The organism is Mangrovibacter phragmitis, assembly GCF_001655675.1.
GTDB classification, from domain to species: domain Bacteria; phylum Pseudomonadota; class Gammaproteobacteria; order Enterobacterales; family Enterobacteriaceae; genus Mangrovibacter; species Mangrovibacter phragmitis.
In genome coordinates, this window is the sequence record NZ_LYRP01000043.1 from 90712 (window position 1) to 108616 (window position 17905).

14 protein-coding genes are annotated in these 17905 nt (G+C 50.4%); 3 read left to right on the plus strand and 11 right to left on the minus strand.

The genetic code is table 11. From position 1 onward, the window contains the following. Positions 1 to 25: 25 nt before the first annotated feature. The 6 genes from A9B99_RS18095 to aqpZ all read right to left on the minus strand — a co-directional run bounded on the left by A9B99_RS18095 (position 26) and on the right by aqpZ (position 7161). Positions 26 to 1480, minus strand: coding sequence for a DUF2867 domain-containing protein (locus tag A9B99_RS18095; protein ID WP_064599947.1), 1455 nt, complete (start codon positions 1478 to 1480; stop codon positions 26 to 28). Then, complete coding sequence (gene ltaE / locus A9B99_RS18100) at positions 1480 to 2481, minus strand: low-specificity L-threonine aldolase (protein WP_064599949.1); 1002 nt, start codon at positions 2479 to 2481, stop codon at positions 1480 to 1482. Before ltaE ends, A9B99_RS18095 begins: the two co-directional genes overlap by 1 nt. Before the next feature lie 112 nt (positions 2482 to 2593). Beyond that, the gene (gene hcr / locus A9B99_RS18105) at positions 2594 to 3565 is read right to left on the minus strand and encodes an NADH oxidoreductase (protein ID WP_064599951.1); all 972 of its coding nucleotides are present in this window, start codon (positions 3563 to 3565) and stop codon (positions 2594 to 2596) included. A 20-nt stretch (positions 3566 to 3585) separates the two neighbouring features. After that, positions 3586 to 5238: a hydroxylamine reductase gene (gene hcp, locus A9B99_RS18110; RefSeq protein WP_064599953.1), complete on the minus strand. Its 1653-nt coding sequence runs from the start codon at positions 5236 to 5238 to the stop codon at positions 3586 to 3588. A gap of 142 nt (positions 5239 to 5380) precedes the next feature. Next, a complete protein-coding gene (locus tag A9B99_RS18115; protein ID WP_064599955.1) occupies positions 5381 to 6280 on the minus strand; it encodes a LysO family transporter in 900 nt (299 codons plus the stop codon). A gap of 185 nt (positions 6281 to 6465) precedes the next feature. After that, positions 6466 to 7161 (minus strand): aquaporin Z, encoded by a 696-nt coding sequence (gene aqpZ / locus A9B99_RS18120; RefSeq protein WP_064600269.1) that lies wholly within the window; start codon positions 7159 to 7161, stop codon positions 6466 to 6468. Between the two features lie 406 nt (positions 7162 to 7567). On the opposite strand from aqpZ, the gene A9B99_RS18125 reads away from it, so the two are divergent. Next, on the plus strand, positions 7568 to 9226 hold the full coding sequence (locus A9B99_RS18125) for an ATP-dependent nuclease (protein WP_064600271.1): 1659 nt from the start codon (positions 7568 to 7570) through the stop codon (positions 9224 to 9226). A 264-nt stretch (positions 9227 to 9490) separates the two neighbouring features. Here the strand turns inward: A9B99_RS18125 and cspD are convergent, their stop codons facing one another. Then, positions 9491 to 9712, minus strand: a complete 222-nt coding sequence (gene cspD / locus A9B99_RS18130; RefSeq protein WP_036107699.1) for a cold shock-like protein CspD — start codon at positions 9710 to 9712, stop codon at positions 9491 to 9493. Between the two features lie 323 nt (positions 9713 to 10035). Here cspD and clpS point away from each other — a divergent pair, with 323 nt between their 5' ends. Both clpS and clpA read left to right on the plus strand, forming a co-directional pair. Beyond that, complete coding sequence (gene clpS, locus A9B99_RS18135; protein WP_064599957.1) at positions 10036 to 10356, plus strand: ATP-dependent Clp protease adapter ClpS; 321 nt, start codon at positions 10036 to 10038, stop codon at positions 10354 to 10356. Positions 10357 to 10384: 28 nt separating this feature from the next. Then, positions 10385 to 12664: an ATP-dependent Clp protease ATP-binding subunit ClpA gene (gene clpA / locus A9B99_RS18140; RefSeq protein ID WP_064599959.1), complete on the plus strand. Its 2280-nt coding sequence runs from the start codon at positions 10385 to 10387 to the stop codon at positions 12662 to 12664. A 287-nt stretch (positions 12665 to 12951) separates the two neighbouring features. On the opposite strand, the gene infA is transcribed toward clpA, so the two are convergent. The 4 genes from infA to cydD all read right to left on the minus strand — a co-directional run bounded on the left by infA (position 12952) and on the right by cydD (position 17853). Next, entirely contained in the window at positions 12952 to 13170 is a 219-nt protein-coding gene (infA, locus tag A9B99_RS18145; RefSeq protein WP_001040187.1) for a translation initiation factor IF-1, read from the minus strand. 270 nt (positions 13171 to 13440) lie between these two features. Beyond that, positions 13441 to 14166, minus strand: coding sequence for a leucyl/phenylalanyl-tRNA--protein transferase (gene aat, locus A9B99_RS18150; protein WP_064599961.1), 726 nt, complete (start codon positions 14164 to 14166; stop codon positions 13441 to 13443). Positions 14167 to 14371: 205 nt separating this feature from the next. Beyond that, positions 14372 to 16090 carry a heme ABC transporter ATP-binding protein/permease CydC gene (gene cydC / locus A9B99_RS18155; protein WP_064599963.1) on the minus strand — a complete coding sequence of 573 codons (1719 nt, stop codon included), beginning with the start codon at positions 16088 to 16090 and terminating at the stop codon, positions 14372 to 14374. After that, positions 16090 to 17853: a heme ABC transporter permease/ATP-binding protein CydD gene (gene cydD, locus A9B99_RS18160; protein WP_064599965.1), complete on the minus strand. Its 1764-nt coding sequence runs from the start codon at positions 17851 to 17853 to the stop codon at positions 16090 to 16092. Before cydD ends, cydC begins: the two co-directional genes overlap by 1 nt. Between the last annotated feature and the right edge of the window lie 52 nt (positions 17854 to 17905).

The window sequence follows — 17905 nt, forward strand, 5'->3', positions numbered from 1 at the left end:
AATGGGCTGGTGGTAAGAAAACAGGTTAATCCGAGGTTTTTTTACCAGATTGTTCGGCCAACTGAATGACTCGTCTGACCATGCCACGAAAAATAAACAAATGTGCGGGGATCATCACCAACCAGTAGAGTAACCCTGAGAAGCCATGAGGATGCCACCAGGCGCGAATATCCACTTCCCGGTAATCGCCTTTATCCCGCAGGGTAAAACACAGACGACCCAGTCCTGGTGCTTTCATGCCAAATAATAAACTTAACTGTTTCTCCGGGTCTGCTATCAGCACTTTCCAGCTATCCACCTTATCGCCTTTTTGCAACCAAAGCCTGCCAGGGCGGCCTTTGGGTAAGGGGTGGCCCAGTAACCGGTCAATCAGGGCGCGTGTCGCCCACAGTGGGCCACCAAAGAAAAAGCCTTCTTTCCCTCCTACCTGGTTTATCACCTGCCATAAAGAGGTTGCTGAAGCGGTAGTGCTCTGGGTGTGGCCTGCCTGTTTGGGAAAATAGCCGTATTCAGGTTGCCAGCGGGCATGGGCGTATTCATCAAACCCCCAGTCACTGGGATGTGCAAGGTGTTGTTCTTCTTCCAGCGTCTTACGCACGGCATCATCAAAAGTGGTGAGCTTTCGCGGGAACAGTTGTTGCAACTGGCTGGCATCCGGGAGCAGGTCATGAGCTATTCCCTGAATCAGTGCCTGAGCAGTCGCAGGGGGCACTGACGTTATCAGGTGCAAAAACCACACGGAGATCCAGCGTACCGGAAGAGGGATGGCAACCAGTGGGCGGTGAACACCACTGATAGCCATAAAACGGTGAAATTGCTCCTGGTAAGAGAGCACTTCCGGGCCTGCGGCTTCGAAAACCTGGTGTCCATCGGGGGAATAAAACGCAAGCCGCACCAGGTAATAAAGTAAGTCATTGAGGGCGATGGGGCTGGTGCGTGAACGCACCCAGCGTGGCGGGGTCAGTAGCGGGAGGTTGTAAACCATATCGCGCATGACTTCGAACGCTGCAGAGCCGGCACCGACAATAATCCCTGCCCGCAACTCGGTGAGCGGAACGCCAGCTTCACCCAGAATTTGTGCAGTCTGGTAACGGGCAAGCATATGGCCAGAGCGGGTATCTGGCTCCCGGGGTTGTAATGCGCTGACAAAAATCAGGTGCCTGACCGGGTATTGTTTCAGTTCATCACGCAGGTGGCGGGCGCAACGGGCCTCTCGCTGAATAAAGTCCGCACCATCGCCCATGCAGTGAACCAGGTAGTAGACGATATCACATTGGTGCAGCAGTGGTTTCAGGCTACCGTTTTTGAGGAGATCAACCTGGTGGCATTGTACATTTTCCCAATGCTGGTCTTCCAGCCAGCTAACATTGCGGGCCGCAGCAATAACCTGGTGCCCTTCGGCCACCAGCCGCGGAACCAGGCGCTGTCCAATATAACCGCTGGCTCCGAGCACCAGAATACGCAATGTAGTTTGTTCCATCAGTTGTTGAAAAACGCACGCCAGTTTTCAACAACGTTTTGTAACGCCTCACGGTCAACATCAGGGTGTGTGACAATGCGGGTTACCGGTGCTGCATTAAGCAAGATTTGTTTGTGGGAGAAGTATTCACTCAGTGCCTGAACTTTATCCTGGGGTACGCGTACAAACAGCATATTAGTATCCTGGCGAGTGACATCCGCACCACATTCACGCAACTGCTGTGCCAGCCAGGCGGCGTTATCGTGGTCATCCTGCAAACGTGTCACATTGTTTTTGAGTGCGTATAGCCCGGCTGCAGCAAGGATCCCTGCCTGGCGCATACCTCCGCCGCACATTTTTCGCCAGCGTAATGCGCGTGAGATATAAGATTTGCTACCTATCAGGAGCGAGCCTGCGGGTGCGCCAAGGCCTTTTGACAGGCAAATAGTCAGCGAGTCGCAATATTGGGTGAGTTCATGCAGTTCACACTGGCTGGCGACGGCGGCATTGAAAATACGCGCACCATCAATATGCAGGGCAAGCCCTCGTTCACGGCTAAAGGACCAGGCGCTGGCGAGATAATCTACGGGCAGCACTTTGCCATTGTGGGTATTTTCCAGACTGAGCAGGCGGGTGCGGGCAAAATGCACATCGTCAGGTTTGATTTTCGCCGCTACTTTATCCAGTGGTAATGTACCATCGGGCGCGGCATCAATTGGTTGAGGCTGAATACTGCCCAATACAGCGGCCCCACCGGCTTCGTATAAGTAATTATGGGCACCCTGGCCCACAATATACTCTTCTCCGCGTTCACAGTGACTGAGTAACGCGACCAGGTTTGCCTGCGTACCTGTTGGCAAAAACAGTGCAGCTTCTTTGTTGCACAATTGTGCCGCATAATCCTGCAGCGCATTGACTGTTGGGTCATCACCATAGACGTCGTCCCCAACCGGGGCGTTCATCATGGCTTCGCGCATAGCAAAACTGGGGCGGGTTACGGTGTCGCTGCGTAAATCAATCACGAGGCTTCCTTTGTTTTTGCGAAGAGAAGCCTCTGTTTTACCGGAACCGCCCTGTTTGCGCTACTACTAAACAACCATGCAACACTCGCTTTTCCCACGAGTAGCCAGCGAGTCAGGCCAGTTCCAGGTCACTTTGTGGCTGACAGGCACAAGCCAGCACATAACCTTCGGCAATCTCTTGCTCTGTCAGGGTTGCCGTGCTGCTGACCTGGTATTTGCCTTTGGTAATGCGTGTCTTACAACAACCACAGACACCCGCCCGGCAGGCACTGTTCACCGCAACCTGATTTTGTTCCAGTACTTCCAGCAAACTCAGGCCAACAGGAGCCTGGAAGTTTCTGAGTGGAGAGTGGGTTGTAAAAGTTAGCTTGCCTCCGCCAGGCTGTTTAATGGGAGGAATAAAGAAAGCCTCTTTGTGTACTTCTGTGGCTCCGGCTTCCCGGGCCAGGGATTCGACCAGCGTCATGAAGGGGGCAGGGCCGCAGGTCATCACGGTACGGCCAGCAATATTGGGCACGCTGTTAATCAGCGTAGCGGTAACGCGCCCACTCAGCATGCCTTCTTGTGTTCCCTGTTCTGCCACCAGTGTTACCGGGACGGTTTGCCATTCGCCGGCAAAAATAATGTCCTGTTCGCTGCGCACACAGTAAATCACCTGAACATCGTCCTCCGGGCGTTTAGCCTGTAACCAACGGTACATCGACATAATCGGTGTGACGCCACAACCACCTGCAACCAGTAACCAACTGTGCGCAGATTTATCTGCACAGGTGAAATCCCCTTGTGCTTCTGACAGCCACAGTTCGTCACCAATGTGAACCTCGCGGGTCAGCCATTGTGACCCGGTGCCATTTTCAATACGGCGGATAGTCAGTGACAGAAACGGGCTGACTCCCGGTGTGGATGACAGGCTGTAGGCACGCACGGTGTCCGGGGTGTTACCAATACTCACCAGAGCATATTGCCCTGGCTTATAGGGGTAAAAATCATGGCAAATGAGTGCCAGCGTATACACATCTGGCGTCTCCTGAATAATATGATGTACCTGCATGCGGTGCGGGCAACGTGGATTGGGTATCGTCATCAGCCTTGCTCCTTATACCTTTATGCACCGAGTAACTGCTGCATATCCTGCTCAACGGAAGTGATTTGGCGCAGTCCAAATTTTTCGTTCAGGACAGAAAGCAGGTTGGGGGTGAGGAATGCAGGTGCTGTTGGGCCAGTGACAATATTGGTCACACCCAGCGATAGCAGTGTCAGAAGTATTACAATGGCTTTTTGTTCAAACCAGGATAGCACCAGGCTGAGTGGCAAGTCATTTACGCCACAGCCCAGTTTTTCAGCCAGAGTGACAGCCAGCATAATAGCGGAATAGGCATCGTTGCACTGGCCTGCGTCAATCAGGCGAGGCAGGCCTTCAAGCGTGCCAAAATCAAGTTTGTTGAACCGGTATTTTCCGCAAGCCAAAGTCAGCACCAGGCAATCATTTGGTACCTGGGTTGCGAAATCGGTAAAGTAGCTCCTCTCTCCACGGGCACCATCGCACCCGCCAACCAGGAAAACATGGCGCAACACGCCCCGGCTGACCATGTCAATTAATGTGTCTGCCGCTCCCAGTAATGTCTGGCGGCCAAAGCCGACAGTAATTAAGTGCTCAATTTCACTGTACGGGAAGCCCTGCATCTGTTGTGCCTGAGCAATTACTGGTGCGAAATCATCACCTTCCAGGTGTTTAACACCCGGCCAGCCAACGATACTGCGGGTCCAGATGCGGTCATCATAAGCTTCACGAGATGGATCAATGATGCAGTTGGATGTCATCACGATGGGGCCAGGAAAGCGGGCGAATTCACTTTGCTGGTTTTGCCAGCCACTGCCGTAGTTTCCCACCAGGTGGCTGTATTTACGCAGTTCCGGATACCCATGGGCTGGCAGCATTTCACCGTGGGTGTAAATATTGATGCCTGTGCCTTCTGTTTGTTGTAACAAATTCTGCAGGTCACGCAGGTCATGCCCGGAAATTAAAATACATTTACCGGCGACGGGTTTGACATTCACCTGAGTCGGAGTTGGGTGGCCGTATGCCGTGGTTTCACCGGCATCCAGCATTTGCATGATTGCAAAGTTCATCTGACCGATTTCCATCGCACACTCCAGCAGTGCAGACATATCACCAGGCCAGGTACCCAACCATGCCATAATTTTATGGTAACGGGCATAGATATCGTCGTTTTGCTGGCCCAGCACATGCGCATGCTCCATGTAAGCCGCTGCACCTTTAAGCCCGTACAGGCACAACAGACGCAGGCCGAGAATATCTTCACCAATCTCTGTTTTGTCGCGGTTGGGCGCAAACTGTGCAGCCTGGCGCTGCAGCTCGCCCAGGTCTTCGCTGACAAGGGTAATATCAGCCATTGGGTGGTTTACCACCAGATCTGGAGAGACAGCCATGCAGCGCTGGCGCAGGCTTTCCCTGCGCACAATAGTTTCACGAGCATAACCCACAATACGCGGTGAATCGAAGTTAACATTGGTGAGTGTGGCGAAAAATGCACGAGGAGCAAAACTGTCTGTGTCGTTATCGGTGATGCCTCTGGCACGGGCTTCTGTCGCCCATACTGAGAGTCCCTGCAGGCAGGCAATCAGCAGATCCTGCAGATCGGATGTTTGAGCTGTTTTCCCACAAACCCCTTGAGCCCATGCGCAACCGTTACCAGCTGGCGTCCGCATTGTTTGTTCACATTGCACACAAAACATAGTTGAACCCTTAAAGTTATATTTAAAATGCATGTTTAAGAGTAAAAGCAGAAGAGTGCAGAGAAAAGGTATTTTAAATGTAACTTTATCTTAGTTTGATTTACCGCAATTTTTGGCGGCATTGCTACCGCCAATAACCGGGTTAATGAGAAAAGAAAGCCATCAATACAGGGACTAACAGGCTTAGTACGAATCCGTGCACAATGGCGGGCGGCACAATCTCTATCCCGCCACTGCGTTGCAGTACTGGCAGTGTGAAATCCATGGAGGTAGCGCCACAAATACCCAGCGCGGTAGAACGGCTGTGGCGAATCAGGCCGGGAATAAGCATGATAGCAATCAATTCGCGGGCCAGATCATTGAAGAATGCGGCACTACCAATGACCGGCCCCCAGGACTCCGTCATCAAAATACCTGACAATGAATACCAGCCAAAACCGGAAGACATTGCCAGCCCGGCCTTTAGAGGCAGACCGAGTACAAATGCATTGATAACACCACCACACAATGAACTGGCTATCACTACGCCACTGACCATCATCCCACGGCGGTTCAGGACAATTTGCTTTAGTGTCATGCTGCTGTTACGTAACTGAATACCTATCAGAAACAGAAGAAATATTAAGGTGTACTCACTGGCTTGTGTGGCATGGCGTAGCAGGCTCAGTCCACTCATGCCCAGAACAAAACCGGCAACAACGACGCCGCAAAGCTTGAGTGATTCCAGCGCCATGGCAAGGCGTGATGGCAGTGCTTCTTGCTGATGTTGGTGGCGCCACGGGCGCAGCGATTCCAGTAGCCACAGTGCGCCAATATTCAGGGTGATAATGACAAAAACGCTCACGGCGGCATAATGGAATATCGCCACCAGGTTGCTACCCAGGTTATCCAAAAATGCCAGGCTTATCCCCATGAAAAACAGAATGATATAGACAATCCAGCTTAACATCCGGTTAATAAACTTTAGCGCAGAACGGCTCTTGAATGGTAACAGATACCCCAGAATGAGGGGCAGAAGAATAATAAGCAGTCCCGCGAGCATTTAAGACGACATCCATGAGAGAAGTAGTAAGAAACTTCACACTAGCGAAAAAAGGGCATTGAGTAAAGAATGATAAATAGTTGTTACAACAGTAATCTCAGCTGGCGTAAAAAAGCCCGGGTAAACCGGGCATGAAGGCAGAAAAAGCTAATAGTTGTATAATAAATAATCTCATTTATGGATGGCTACTGGCGTTTCTCTAATAAAGTCCGGTAAATAAGACCACCCAGAATACCGCCGATAATTGGCATTACCCAGAAGAGCCAAAGTTGCTGCAATGCCCAGCCACCCTGAAAAATAGCCACAGCAGTGCTACGGGCCGGGTTGACGGATGTATTAGTTACTGGAATGCTAATTAAATGAATAAGCGTTAATGCCAGGCCAATTGCAATAGGGGCAAAGCCCGCAGGTGCAAATTTATCTGTTGCACCATGAATAACTAACAGGAAACCGCAAGTCAGGACAATTTCAATAATAATCGCGGAGGTCATCGAATAATGGTCTGGTGAATGCTCACCATAACCATTTGAAGCAAAACCGCTGGCTGCTGCGTCAAAACCTGCTTTGCCACTGGCAACTAAATAAAGAATAGCAGCGGCAACAATGCCGCCAATAACCTGAGCGACAATATAGCCAATGACCTCTTTGGCAGGAAAGCGCCCTCCTGCCCACAAACCCAGCGTTACCGCAGGGTTGAAGTGGCCGCCAGAAATATGTCCAACAGCAAAAGCCATGGTTAACACTGTTAACCCAAATGCCAATGCCACCCCAACAAAACCAATGCCTAATTCTGGATAAGCTGCCGCAAAGATTGCACTACCACAACCGCCAAAGACCAACCAGAATGTTCCAAAAAATTCTGCTGCTAATTTTCTGGCCATATTCACCTCGTTAAAAAGACAGATAATTTTTGTGTTTAAGATACGAATATAAATTAAGAAAAAGCCATGCGTTACCATGTAAATAAAGGGTTGCGCATTAATAGGAATACCAATGTTCACCAGAAGCAGACTGGTGAGTTGATATATGACTTGTTCACTTTTTATAGATATTATCACGAACAAAAAAAGTGTAGATAACTTTTGTTAAGGTGGTGGAAAATTCTTACTTATGGGTTATTTCTGTATAATTGATTTATTACTGCTACAAGGGAAAAATGGGATACCCCATTATTTACCAGTTTTTATCCTGGTTGAGAGTTCAGGCATGTCTTCTGGTTTATTCCCCCGCTATACTGAGAAAACAATGCGTTGCGTTGTGCATCGCCAGAAGCAAACAGGAGTGGCTATGCTGCTTGAACGTGTCGAGATAGTCGGATTTCGGGGTATCAACCGTTTGTCGTTAACGCTTGAGCAAAATAATGTTCTGATTGGCGAGAATGCCTGGGGGAAATCCAGCCTGCTTGACGCACTGACTCTGTTATTGTCTCCGGGCCAGAAACTCTATCATTTTGTAAAAGATGATTTTTACTTTCCTCCTGGCGATGTCGCTGGCCGGGAGCATCACCTGCATATCATTCTTACTTTCCGTGAAACCGCACCCGGGCATTATCTTGGGCGGCGTTACCGGTGTCTGGAGCCACTCTGGACTGAAAGTGGGGATGAACACCGGCGTATTTTTTATCGTCTTGAGGGGGCTCTGGCAGATGATGACAGTGTCATTACATTACGTTCATTTCTGGATCAATATGGTCAACCGCTCAGTTTAGGTAACATCAATAACCTCGCTGAGCATGTTTGCCGCCTGAACCCGGTACTGCGTCTGCGAGATGCACGTTTTTTGCGGCGCCGGCGCGGTGAGAGGTTGGCGCAACCTGTAGAAACGGAAATGACCGCCCAGCAACTGGATCTGCTGGCAAAGGAATTGGTAAGGCGCCCACAGAACCTTACTAATAGTCAGCTCCGCCAGGGGCTTTCCGCCATGGTGCTGCTACTGGAACATTATTTTTCTGAACAGAGTAATGACAATGGACAATACCGCCTGATGCGTAAACGCTCTTATGATGAGCAACGCAGTTGGCGTTACCTGGATGTTATTAACCAACTGATTGACCGTCCCGGTGGACGCAATCATCGAATGATCCTGCTTGGCATGTTTGCCACGCTGTTGCAGGCGAAAGGCGCGGTTCAACTCCATCGGGATGCCCGGCCACTGTTGCTGGTGGAAGACCCGGAAACCCGTCTGCATCCCATTATGTTGTCGGTTGCCTGGCAGTTGCTCAATTTACTTCCCCTGCAACGTATCACTACTACCAATTCGGGGGAACTACTTTCACTGACTCCGGTAAGAGAAGTGTGTCGCCTGGTGCGTGAATCATCCCGTGTTTCGTCATGGCGTCTTGGGTCGGTAGGGTTAAATGCCGAGGACAGCCGCCGTATCGCCTTCCATATCCGGTTCAACCGTGCTTCTTCGTTATTCGCCCGTTGTTGGCTGCTGGTAGAGGGGGAAACCGAGGTATGGATGATGAACGAGCTGGCACGCCAGTGTGGTTACCATTTCGATGCAGAAGGGGTACGGGTTATTGAATTTGCGCAGTGTGGCCTGAAGCCCTTGATTCGTTTTGCCCGCCGTATGGGGATTGAGTGGCATGTGCTGGTAGATGGTGATGAGGCCGGGAAGAAATATGCAGCTACAGTGCGCAGTTTACTGGAGCATAACCGCGAGCTGGAGCGGGATCATCTGACGCCACTACCTGCACCGGATATGGAGCATTTTATGTACCGGGAAGGGTTTGATGATGTTTTTCATCGCGTTGCACAGTTGCCGGAAAATATCCCGATGAATGCCCGGCGCATTATTACGAAAGCGATTCATCGTTCTTCAAAACCCGATCTGGCAATTGAAATCGCGGCTGTTTCGGCACAAAGAGGGCTGGAGGCCATTCCGCCGTTATTCAAAAAGATGTTTTCACGGGTTATCTGGCTGGCCCGTGGGCGTGCCGATTGAAGACATCAGATTTTATTAGCCGGACTTGGGGTACATCACATAATCGGTATCAAGGGATGTTCCTTGCTGCCGATACTTTGTTTAAGGCCGATGAGTAAGTTGTGAACAAAATGGTTTGAATTTGGTGTGTGGGCCCCCATGTAGTCAGAATGGAGAACCGCAACACCGGGTGAGAAACCGCAAGTTTGGTTTAAAAATCAAGAAAAATGCCAGGCGAGGTGACTGGCATTTTGACAGAGGTATGTTCACAATGAGAATGAAACATTAAGTGACTGGTTCAGCTTCAACAGGAACGATAACACTTGCGTGGTTGCCTTTAGGGCCCTGATGTACATCGAACCTGACGACCTGCCCAGCCTTGAGAGTTCGGTAACCGTCCATCTGTATTGTAGAGTAGTGGGCGAAGATGTCCTCGCCGCCGCCTTCCGGGCAAATAAAACCGAACCCTTTGGCATTGTTGAACCATTTAACTGTACCCGTTTCCATGCTTCGACATCCTTTAGCTTTTTATTTAAGTAGAGATGGAACTGCCGGTAAGTGCACTGTTTTCTGGTTAAAACACCACCAATGCACGACAGTACAATTTAGATAAATCACGCACAGCGTCAAGAGATCTGGCTGCCGGAAACGTGAGAAATGCGCTAAAATTTGAAGCAGTTAACGCTATTTGCATAATTGTGAGCAAAGTCGCGAATGGCACTAATAGCTGATACTTATCTTGCATCTGAGTTAGATTCAGTATGTGTTTTATGAAACTCAAGGCTGGTTATTTTTTGCGGTCTGCTAACCTGAAATGATGAAGACTGGCGATGGGAAAGACGAACTCCTGGTTTGATTTTGAACAACTTGCGACAGATAAACTGGAAGATGCTTTAAAACCACCATCCATGTACAAGGTCATTCTGATGAATGATGATTATACGCCGATGGAATTTGTTATTGACGTGCTGCAAAAGTTCTTTTCTTATGATGTAGAACGCGCAACGCAACTGATGCTTACTGTTCACTATCGGGGAAAAGCTATCTGCGGTGTTTTCACTGCCGAAGTAGCGGAGACCAAGGTTTCAATGGTGAACAAATATGCAAGGGAGAACGAGCATCCGTTGCTTTGTACGCTGGAAAAAGCCTGATTAAGGCAATCTATTGAGGGGGGTGCCTATGCTCAACCAAGAACTGGAACTCAGTTTAAACATGGCTTTCGCCAGAGCGCGTGAGCACCGACATGAGTTTATGACTGTCGAGCATCTGTTACTGGCTCTGCTCAGCAATCCTTCAGCCCGCGAGGCGCTGGAAGCTTGCACAGTAGATCTGGCAACGCTGAGACAGGAACTTGAGTCCTTCATCGAACAAACCACACCGGTTCTGCCCGCGACAGAAGAAGAGCGTGATACACAGCCTACGCTGAGTTTTCAACGTGTGTTGCAACGGGCTGTTTTCCATGTTCAGTCTTCTGGCCGCAGTGAAGTTACTGGTGCGAATGTGCTGGTGGCAATTTTCAGCGAACAGGAGTCACAAGCGGCCTATTTGCTGCGTAAGCACGAAGTCAGCCGTCTGGATGTGGTGAATTTTATTTCACACGGCACGCGTAAAGACGAATCAGGAAGTGCACCTTCCGGTGGTGCAGAAAATCCAGTCAATGAAGAGCAGGCAGGCGGGGAGGATCGTATGGAAAACTTCACCACCAACTTAAATCAGCTTGCCCGTGTTGGCGGGATAGATCCGCTCATTGGCCGCGATAAAGAACTGGAACGGGCAATTCAGGTATTGTGCCGCCGCCGTAAGAACAACCCGCTACTGGTGGGGGAGTCTGGCGTGGGTAAAACAGCGATTGCTGAAGGTCTTGCCTGGCGTATTGTGAAAGGCGATGTACCGGAAGTGATGGCTGACTGCACTATTTACTCACTGGACATCGGTTCGCTGTTGGCGGGCACCAAATACCGTGGTGATTTTGAAAAACGGTTTAAATCACTGCTTAAACAGCTCGAACAGGATACCAACAGCATCCTGTTTATTGACGAAATTCATACCATCATTGGTGCCGGGGCGGCATCTGGTGGTCAGGTGGATGCTGCTAATCTGATTAAACCGTTGCTGTCGAGCGGCAAGATTCGGGTTATTGGCTCAACCACTTATCAGGAATTCAGTAACATTTTCGAAAAGGATCGTGCATTAGCGCGTCGTTTCCAGAAAATCGATATTACTGAACCGAGTGTGGAAGAAACTGTCCAGATACTCAACGGGCTGAAGAGCAAATACGAAGCCCACCATGATGTCCGTTACACAGCGAAAGCGGTACGTGCGGCGGTGGAACTGTCAGTTAAATATATCAATGATCGCCATTTGCCAGATAAAGCCATTGATGTCATTGATGAAGCTGGTGCGCGTAGCCGCCTGATGCCGGTTAGTCGCCGTAAGAAAACGGTTAATGTGAGTGATATTGAGTCTGTTGTTGCGCGCATTGCTCGTATTCCGGAAAAAACCGTTTCTGCCAGTGACCGTGATACGCTGAAAAACCTTGGCGATCGCCTGAAGATGCTGGTATTCGGCCAGGATAAAGCCATTGAGGCATTAACCGAAGCAATCAAAATGAGCCGTGCCGGGCTTGGTCATGAGCATAAGCCCGTGGGGTCGTTCTTGTTTGCTGGCCCTACCGGAGTCGGTAAAACGGAAGTCACTGTGCAACTGGCAAAAGCCATGGGCATTGAGTTACTGCGTTTCGATATGTCCGAATACATGGAACGCCATACGGTTAGTCGCCTGATTGGTGCACCTCCTGGGTATGTCGGTTTCGACCAGGGGGGATTACTGACTGATGCGGTTATTAAACATCCTCATGCGGTTGTGCTGCTTGATGAAATCGAAAAAGCGCATCCGGACGTGTTTAATCTGTTATTGCAGGTGATGGATAACGGGACGCTAACGGATAACAATGGCCGCAAAGCCGATTTCCGTAATGTAGTGCTGGTTATGACGACTAACGCCGGTGTCCGTGAAACGGAACGTAAATCCATCGGGCTTATTCAGCAGGATAACAGCACCGATGCTCAGGAAGAGATCAAGAAAGTGTTCACGCCGGAATTCCGTAACCGCCTTGATAACATTATCTGGTTCAATCACCTCTCCACTGATGTGATTCACCAGGTTGTTGAGAAATTCATTGTGGAATTGCAGGTTCAACTGGATGCGAAGGGTGTGTCACTGGAAGTGAGCCAGGATGCGCGTAACTGGCTGGCCGATAAAGGCTATGATCGTGCGATGGGGGCTCGTCCCATGTCACGAGTGATTCAGGATAACCTGAAAAAACCACTGGCGAATGAATTGCTGTTTGGTTCACTGGTGGATGGTGGACAGGTGACTGTGGAACTGGATACGGCGAAAGACAAGCTGACGTACGATTTCCAGAGCGCGCAAAAACACAAGCCTGAAGCAGCTCACTGACGGATGAGCCAACAGTGAGTTGTTGCGTTAAGTCGCTGTTAAAAGGCCAGGTATTTACCTGGCCTTTTTAATGAGGTTAAGACCTGGCGCAGTTTAGGTACACCAGATAATGATTTTCAGTACGCGGAAGGGGGAGGTTTTTACAGATAACCTCAATTGAGCGACAAGCTGCAAAATCTGGCGAACCGTAATCGCTGTACCAGAGATCTTTCATCAATATAAAAGCCAGCTCACTGGCCTTTATATTGTGCAAAATACACACCGCAGTTGCGATGATAAAAAATCACTTAACGACTACGGAAGACAATGCGGCCTTTGCTCAGGTCGTACGGGGTCAGTTCAACGGTAACTTTGTCACCTGTCAGAATGCGGATATAGTTTTTGCGCATTTTACCGGAGATGTGAGCAGTTACAACGTGACCGTTTTCCAGCTCAACGCGGAACATGGTATTCGGCAACGTTTCCAGAACGGTGCCCTGCATTTCGATATTGTCTTCTTTGGCCATCTAATCCTCGGGGTATCACTACCATAGTTTTGAACCGGCAAGATAATGCCGAAGTTCTCGTATCATGTAAAGATTTCGTGCTTATTGTTCCATTACGCCACTTTTTCACATGCCCGCCCAGGCCCAGCAAAGCTGTCCCCATCATCTGGCAAAAACACAAATGGAATACGCGCGGGGTACCTGAAAGGCAATTCCTCTACGGTGAAAAGGCGGTGCCGAAATCTGAGCGGCGATGATTATACCACCCTCAATAAAAATATGCGTAACACATTATTCAACCGGGGAAGGTTTCCAGCGAGGCCCGCTAAATATTACCTGAGGAACCCAGCATAAATGAGACAAAGGCTGTTTACGCAAGCGATCCAGTTCATCAAGATAAGTACGACGGGGTATTTCCACTGCACCAAGAGACTGGGTATGAGGGTTGATAACCTGGCAGTCTATTAATTCTCCGCCCTGGCGGGCGAAATAGTCGCAAAACACCAGTAGGGCAGTTTTAGAAGCATTTTCCTGGCGGCTGAACATGGATTCACCACAGAATAATCTTCCCTGTGTTACACCATAAATCCCGCCAACCAGTTGTTCTCCCTGCCATACTTCAATCGAATGAGCATGCCCCAGTTCATGCAGGCGTATCCAGGCACTTTTCACGTCAGGGGTAATCCATGTGCCTTCATCGCGGTCATCAGCACACCCAGTAATCACTTGCTCAAAACAATAATTCAGCGTAACGCGAAAAGGGGAACGCTGATGGAACCGCCGCATACTTTTACTGATATGAAATAGGGTAGGGTAGAGCACCGCCCGGGGATCCGGCGACCACCAGAGAATGGGATCCCCTGGCGAATACCAGGGGAAAATCCCGCGCTGGTAGGCCATCATCAACCGTGATGGGCTAAGATCCCCCCCTAATGCCAACAGGCCATTTGGCTCGCGCAACGCAGCCTCTGGCGAGGGGAAAGCAATAGAGTGACGTGAAAGTTGCACAAGGCGCATACAACCGGACTCCACACGACAAAAAGTTGCAAAGAAAAACACGCATATTCAATCTGCCTGGCGCTGGCTGCGGCAGAAGAGTGAATAAGGGCCTGTCATCGTCACTATGCGCGTACAAACAGAAATACGCACCAATGATTATCGGCTGATACAGCCAGAATCTTCACCGATAGTATGCAGATAGTGAACATTTACCGGTGATATTTCACCGCTGGCAAAACTGCGCATAGCGCCCCATTTGTTCCAGCAACTCTGCGTGAGTACCTTGCTCAATAATGCGCCCATTGTCCATCACAATTATTTTGTCAAAATTTGCGAGCCCGCTAAGACGATGAGTGACCATCAATACGGTTTTGCCCTGAGTAACACGATGAATCAAGTCGAGTATATGGTGTTCTGTCTGCGCATCAAGTCCTTCTGTTGGCTCATCGAGCAATAAAATGGAAGCATCATGCAACAGGGCGCGGGCGAGACCAATACGGCGTAATTCACCGCCGGAGAGTTGACGCCCACCTTCACCCAGCCACTGGTTAAGACCTTCACCTTCCAGTAACTTTTGCAAAGAAACCTGCTCCAGAACCGCACTGATTTGCTGGTCACTGGCTCCAGGTGATGCCAGCAGCAAATTATCGCGCAACGTGGCACTGAATAAATGAATACGCTGGGGAACAACACTCATGGATGCACGTAATGCCGATTCATCCAGGTGGCAGAGTTGTGTGTTACCAATATGGATTTCACCACTTTGTGGATCCCAGGCGCGTGTGAGAATTTGCAGCAAAGTAGATTTGCCGCAGCCGGTTTGCCCTAATAAAGCAATACGCTCCCCAGGGCTGATTTGCAGCGAAATATCAGTAAGGGCTTGCTGGTGCTGGCCCGGGTAACTGAAGCTCACCTGGTTAATCGACAGCTCACCCTGAGCGGGTTGTGTAGCACTGGCTGCGCTGAAGTTTACCACTGGCTGTTGTTCAGTAAGTTGCCCGATGCGCACGGCAGATGCAGTCACCTGCCCAAGGTGTTGAAACGCACCTGTCACAGGCGCCAGCGCCTCAAAAGCGGCTAAGGCACAGAAAACAAACAAGGCAATGAGTGCGCCGGGAGATGTATCGCCGCCCACACCACCGGCAGCCAGCCACAACATCACGACGACAGCAGTCGCTCCGGCAAGCAACATCAGCGCCTGAGACAATGCGGTTAGTCCGGCCTGGCGGCGTTGCGCTTCATGCCACGCATATTCTGTCTCATCCAGTTCTTCACGGTAACGGGCATTGGCGCCAAACAGGCTCAGCTCGGCCTGGGACTGAACCCAGGTTGTGAGACGCTGGCGATACAAACCGCGCAGGGCCGTCAGCTGTTCGCCGTTTTGTTTACCGGCACGGTAGAATGCGGGAGGCATCACCAGCAAGGTTAACAACATTATACCGCCCAGTGTCAGTGCCAGATGAAGGTCGAGCCAGCTCAGCCCGTAAGTGACGACTAAAATGACAACCAGCGCACCAATCAGTGGTGAAATAACTCGCAGGTAAAGGTGGTCCAGCGTATCCACATCTGCCACTACGCGGTTCAGAACGTCACCCTGGCGAAATTGTTGTAACCCGGCAGGTGAGAGGGGCAGCAATTTGCTAAACGTGAACACGCGCAGATGTTCAAGTACGCGAAATGTCGCTTCATGGCTGACCAGCCGTTCGAAATAACGCCCTGCGGTACGAAGTATCGCCGCGGCACGGACACCGGCAGCCGGCAACATATAATTAAAACTATACAGACCAGCGGTACCGACAACAGCGGATGCAGAAAGGAACCAGCCAGACAGCGTTAACAGCCCGATACTGGCAAGCAGGGTGATGATAGCGAGAATAACACCCAGCAGCATCAGCCACTTATGGCGCTTCCACAGAGCCAGCCAGGGAAATAATGCTTTCATCAGATAGCCTCCTGACGATGTTGCAGCAAATCAGCAAACGGGCCGGTTTGACTACTTAATTCAGAGAAATTGCCTTGCTGCACGATTTTGCCATCCTGCATAACCCAGATTTGATCCCAGTTTTTTATAGTATCAAGCTGGTGAGTCACCATCAGTGTACTTTGCTGTAAGGCTGCATCGTTAAGTGCCTGCATAACACGTTGTTCGCTTTGTGCATCCAGACTGGCTGCGGGTTCATCCAACAGCAACAAGCGGCAGGGCTGTATCAGCGCTCGTGCAACGGCAACTCGTTGTGCCTGGCCGACTGATAAGCGTGATGCTCCGTCGCCAGTGCGGGTATCAACTCCCTTTGGTAACTGGCCGATAAACTCATGTACCCAGGCACGTTGCATGGCATCGGTGAATTGTTCTTCACTGGCTTGCGGCGCGCCAAGCAGAATATTGTCTCGCAGAGTGTCTGCTGGCAGGAGCGGGTTTTGCCCAACCCAACTCAGGAGATGACGCCAGGTGGTGAGGTCAATTTCGCGGAATTCGGTACCATTGACGGTGAGTGTTCCTTCATAAGCGAGGAAACCGGAAAGCAGGTTAACCAGGGAGCTCTTGCCAGCACCACTCACGCCGACCAGCGCAATACGCTCACCAGGATTAATGGTGAACGAGAGTGGTCCGGCAAGGGTATGTCCTTCGTTTGAAAGGATAACCAGGTCCTGCGCTTCCAGGGTAACAGGCACATCTTCCAGTCTCTGTGTACCTTGTTGCGGGTATTGCAGCGGTGCTTCCATGAAGGTTTTCAAACTGTCTGCTGCACCAATTGCCTGGGCTTTAGCGTGGTAAAAGGTGCCCAAATCACGAAGTGGCTGGAAGAATTCTGGCGCCATAATCAGTGCCAGAAAACCAGCGAACAGGGTAATACCTGTACCATAATGGCCAAAATTGAATTCACCCAAATAGGAAAAGCCAAAATACACAGCAACCAGGGCGATAGACAGCGATGCGAAAAACTCCAGTACTCCTGAGGAGAGGAATGCCAGACGCAGCACTTCCATGGTTCGCTGGCGGAAATCGCGGGATACCTCACCCATAGCGTTAATTTCTGCTTCGCCACGGTTAAAAATACGCAGCGTCTCCATCCCTTTTAGCCTGTCGAGGAAGTGAGCGCTCAGGCGAGCCAGCGCCAGAAAGTTACGCCGGTTGGCATCTGCGGCCCCCATACCTACCATTGCCATAAACAATGGAATGAGGGGGGCGGTACAAAGCAGAATCAGTGCTGCGGCCCAGTTGACCGGAAACAGCGTAATCACAATTAACAATGGCACGATGGCGGCAAGTGACATTTGTGGTAAATACCGCGCATAGAAGTCCTGCATATCTTCAACTTGCTCAAGAATCAGCGTTGCCCATGCACCAGCGGGTTTCCCCTGAATCCATGCAGGCCCTGCTTGTTGCAGACGTTCAAGTGCCTGTTTGCGGATATGCTGGCGAATATGTTGCCCTGCATGGAAACCGGCTTTCTCGCGCAGCCAGACAACCCAGGCACGCAGAATGAATACCAGAATCAGTAATGCGAAAGAGAGCAACAGAGCTTCCCGGGGGATCTTCTCCATTATCATCTGGTTAAGTAGCGAGGCAAGTAGCCAGGCCTGAGCGATAATCAGGATACCACTTAACGTACCGAGGACACGGGAAATGCTGAGCCAGCGACGTGAGAGAATGCTTTGCTTTTTCAGCCAGAGAGTCAGTTCTTGTTGACGGGTTTTATTCATTGCGTTCGGTTTGCCGGGTTGATTAAGTGCGCCGACAGGCGGCTAGGCGAGG

Bases quoted from the DNA above. Each gene is read 5' to 3' on its own strand.
- A9B99_RS18095 (WP_064599947.1), bottom strand. From the start codon at position 1,480: ATGGAACAAACTACATTGCGTATTCTGGTGCTCGGAGCCAGCGGTTAT.
- hcr (WP_064599951.1), bottom strand. From the start codon at position 3,565: ATGACGATACCCAATCCACGTTGCCCGCACCGCATGCAGGTACATCAT.
- hcp (WP_064599953.1), bottom strand. From the start codon at position 5,238: ATGTTTTGTGTGCAATGTGAACAAACAATGCGGACGCCAGCTGGTAAC.
- A9B99_RS18115 (WP_064599955.1), bottom strand. From the start codon at position 6,280: ATGCTCGCGGGACTGCTTATTATTCTTCTGCCCCTCATTCTGGGGTAT.
- aqpZ (WP_064600269.1), bottom strand. From the start codon at position 7,161: ATGGCCAGAAAATTAGCAGCAGAATTTTTTGGAACATTCTGGTTGGTC.
- A9B99_RS18125 (WP_064600271.1), top strand. From the start codon at position 7,568: ATGCTGCTTGAACGTGTCGAGATAGTCGGATTTCGGGGTATCAACCGT.
- cspD (WP_036107699.1), bottom strand. From the start codon at position 9,712: ATGGAAACGGGTACAGTTAAATGGTTCAACAATGCCAAAGGGTTCGGT.
- clpS (WP_064599957.1), top strand. From the start codon at position 10,036: ATGGGAAAGACGAACTCCTGGTTTGATTTTGAACAACTTGCGACAGAT.
- clpA (WP_064599959.1), top strand. From the start codon at position 10,385: ATGCTCAACCAAGAACTGGAACTCAGTTTAAACATGGCTTTCGCCAGA.
- infA (WP_001040187.1), bottom strand. From the start codon at position 13,170: ATGGCCAAAGAAGACAATATCGAAATGCAGGGCACCGTTCTGGAAACG.
- aat (WP_064599961.1), bottom strand. From the start codon at position 14,166: ATGCGCCTTGTGCAACTTTCACGTCACTCTATTGCTTTCCCCTCGCCA.
- cydC (WP_064599963.1), bottom strand. From the start codon at position 16,090: ATGAAAGCATTATTTCCCTGGCTGGCTCTGTGGAAGCGCCATAAGTGG.
- cydD (WP_064599965.1), bottom strand. From the start codon at position 17,853: ATGAATAAAACCCGTCAACAAGAACTGACTCTCTGGCTGAAAAAGCAA.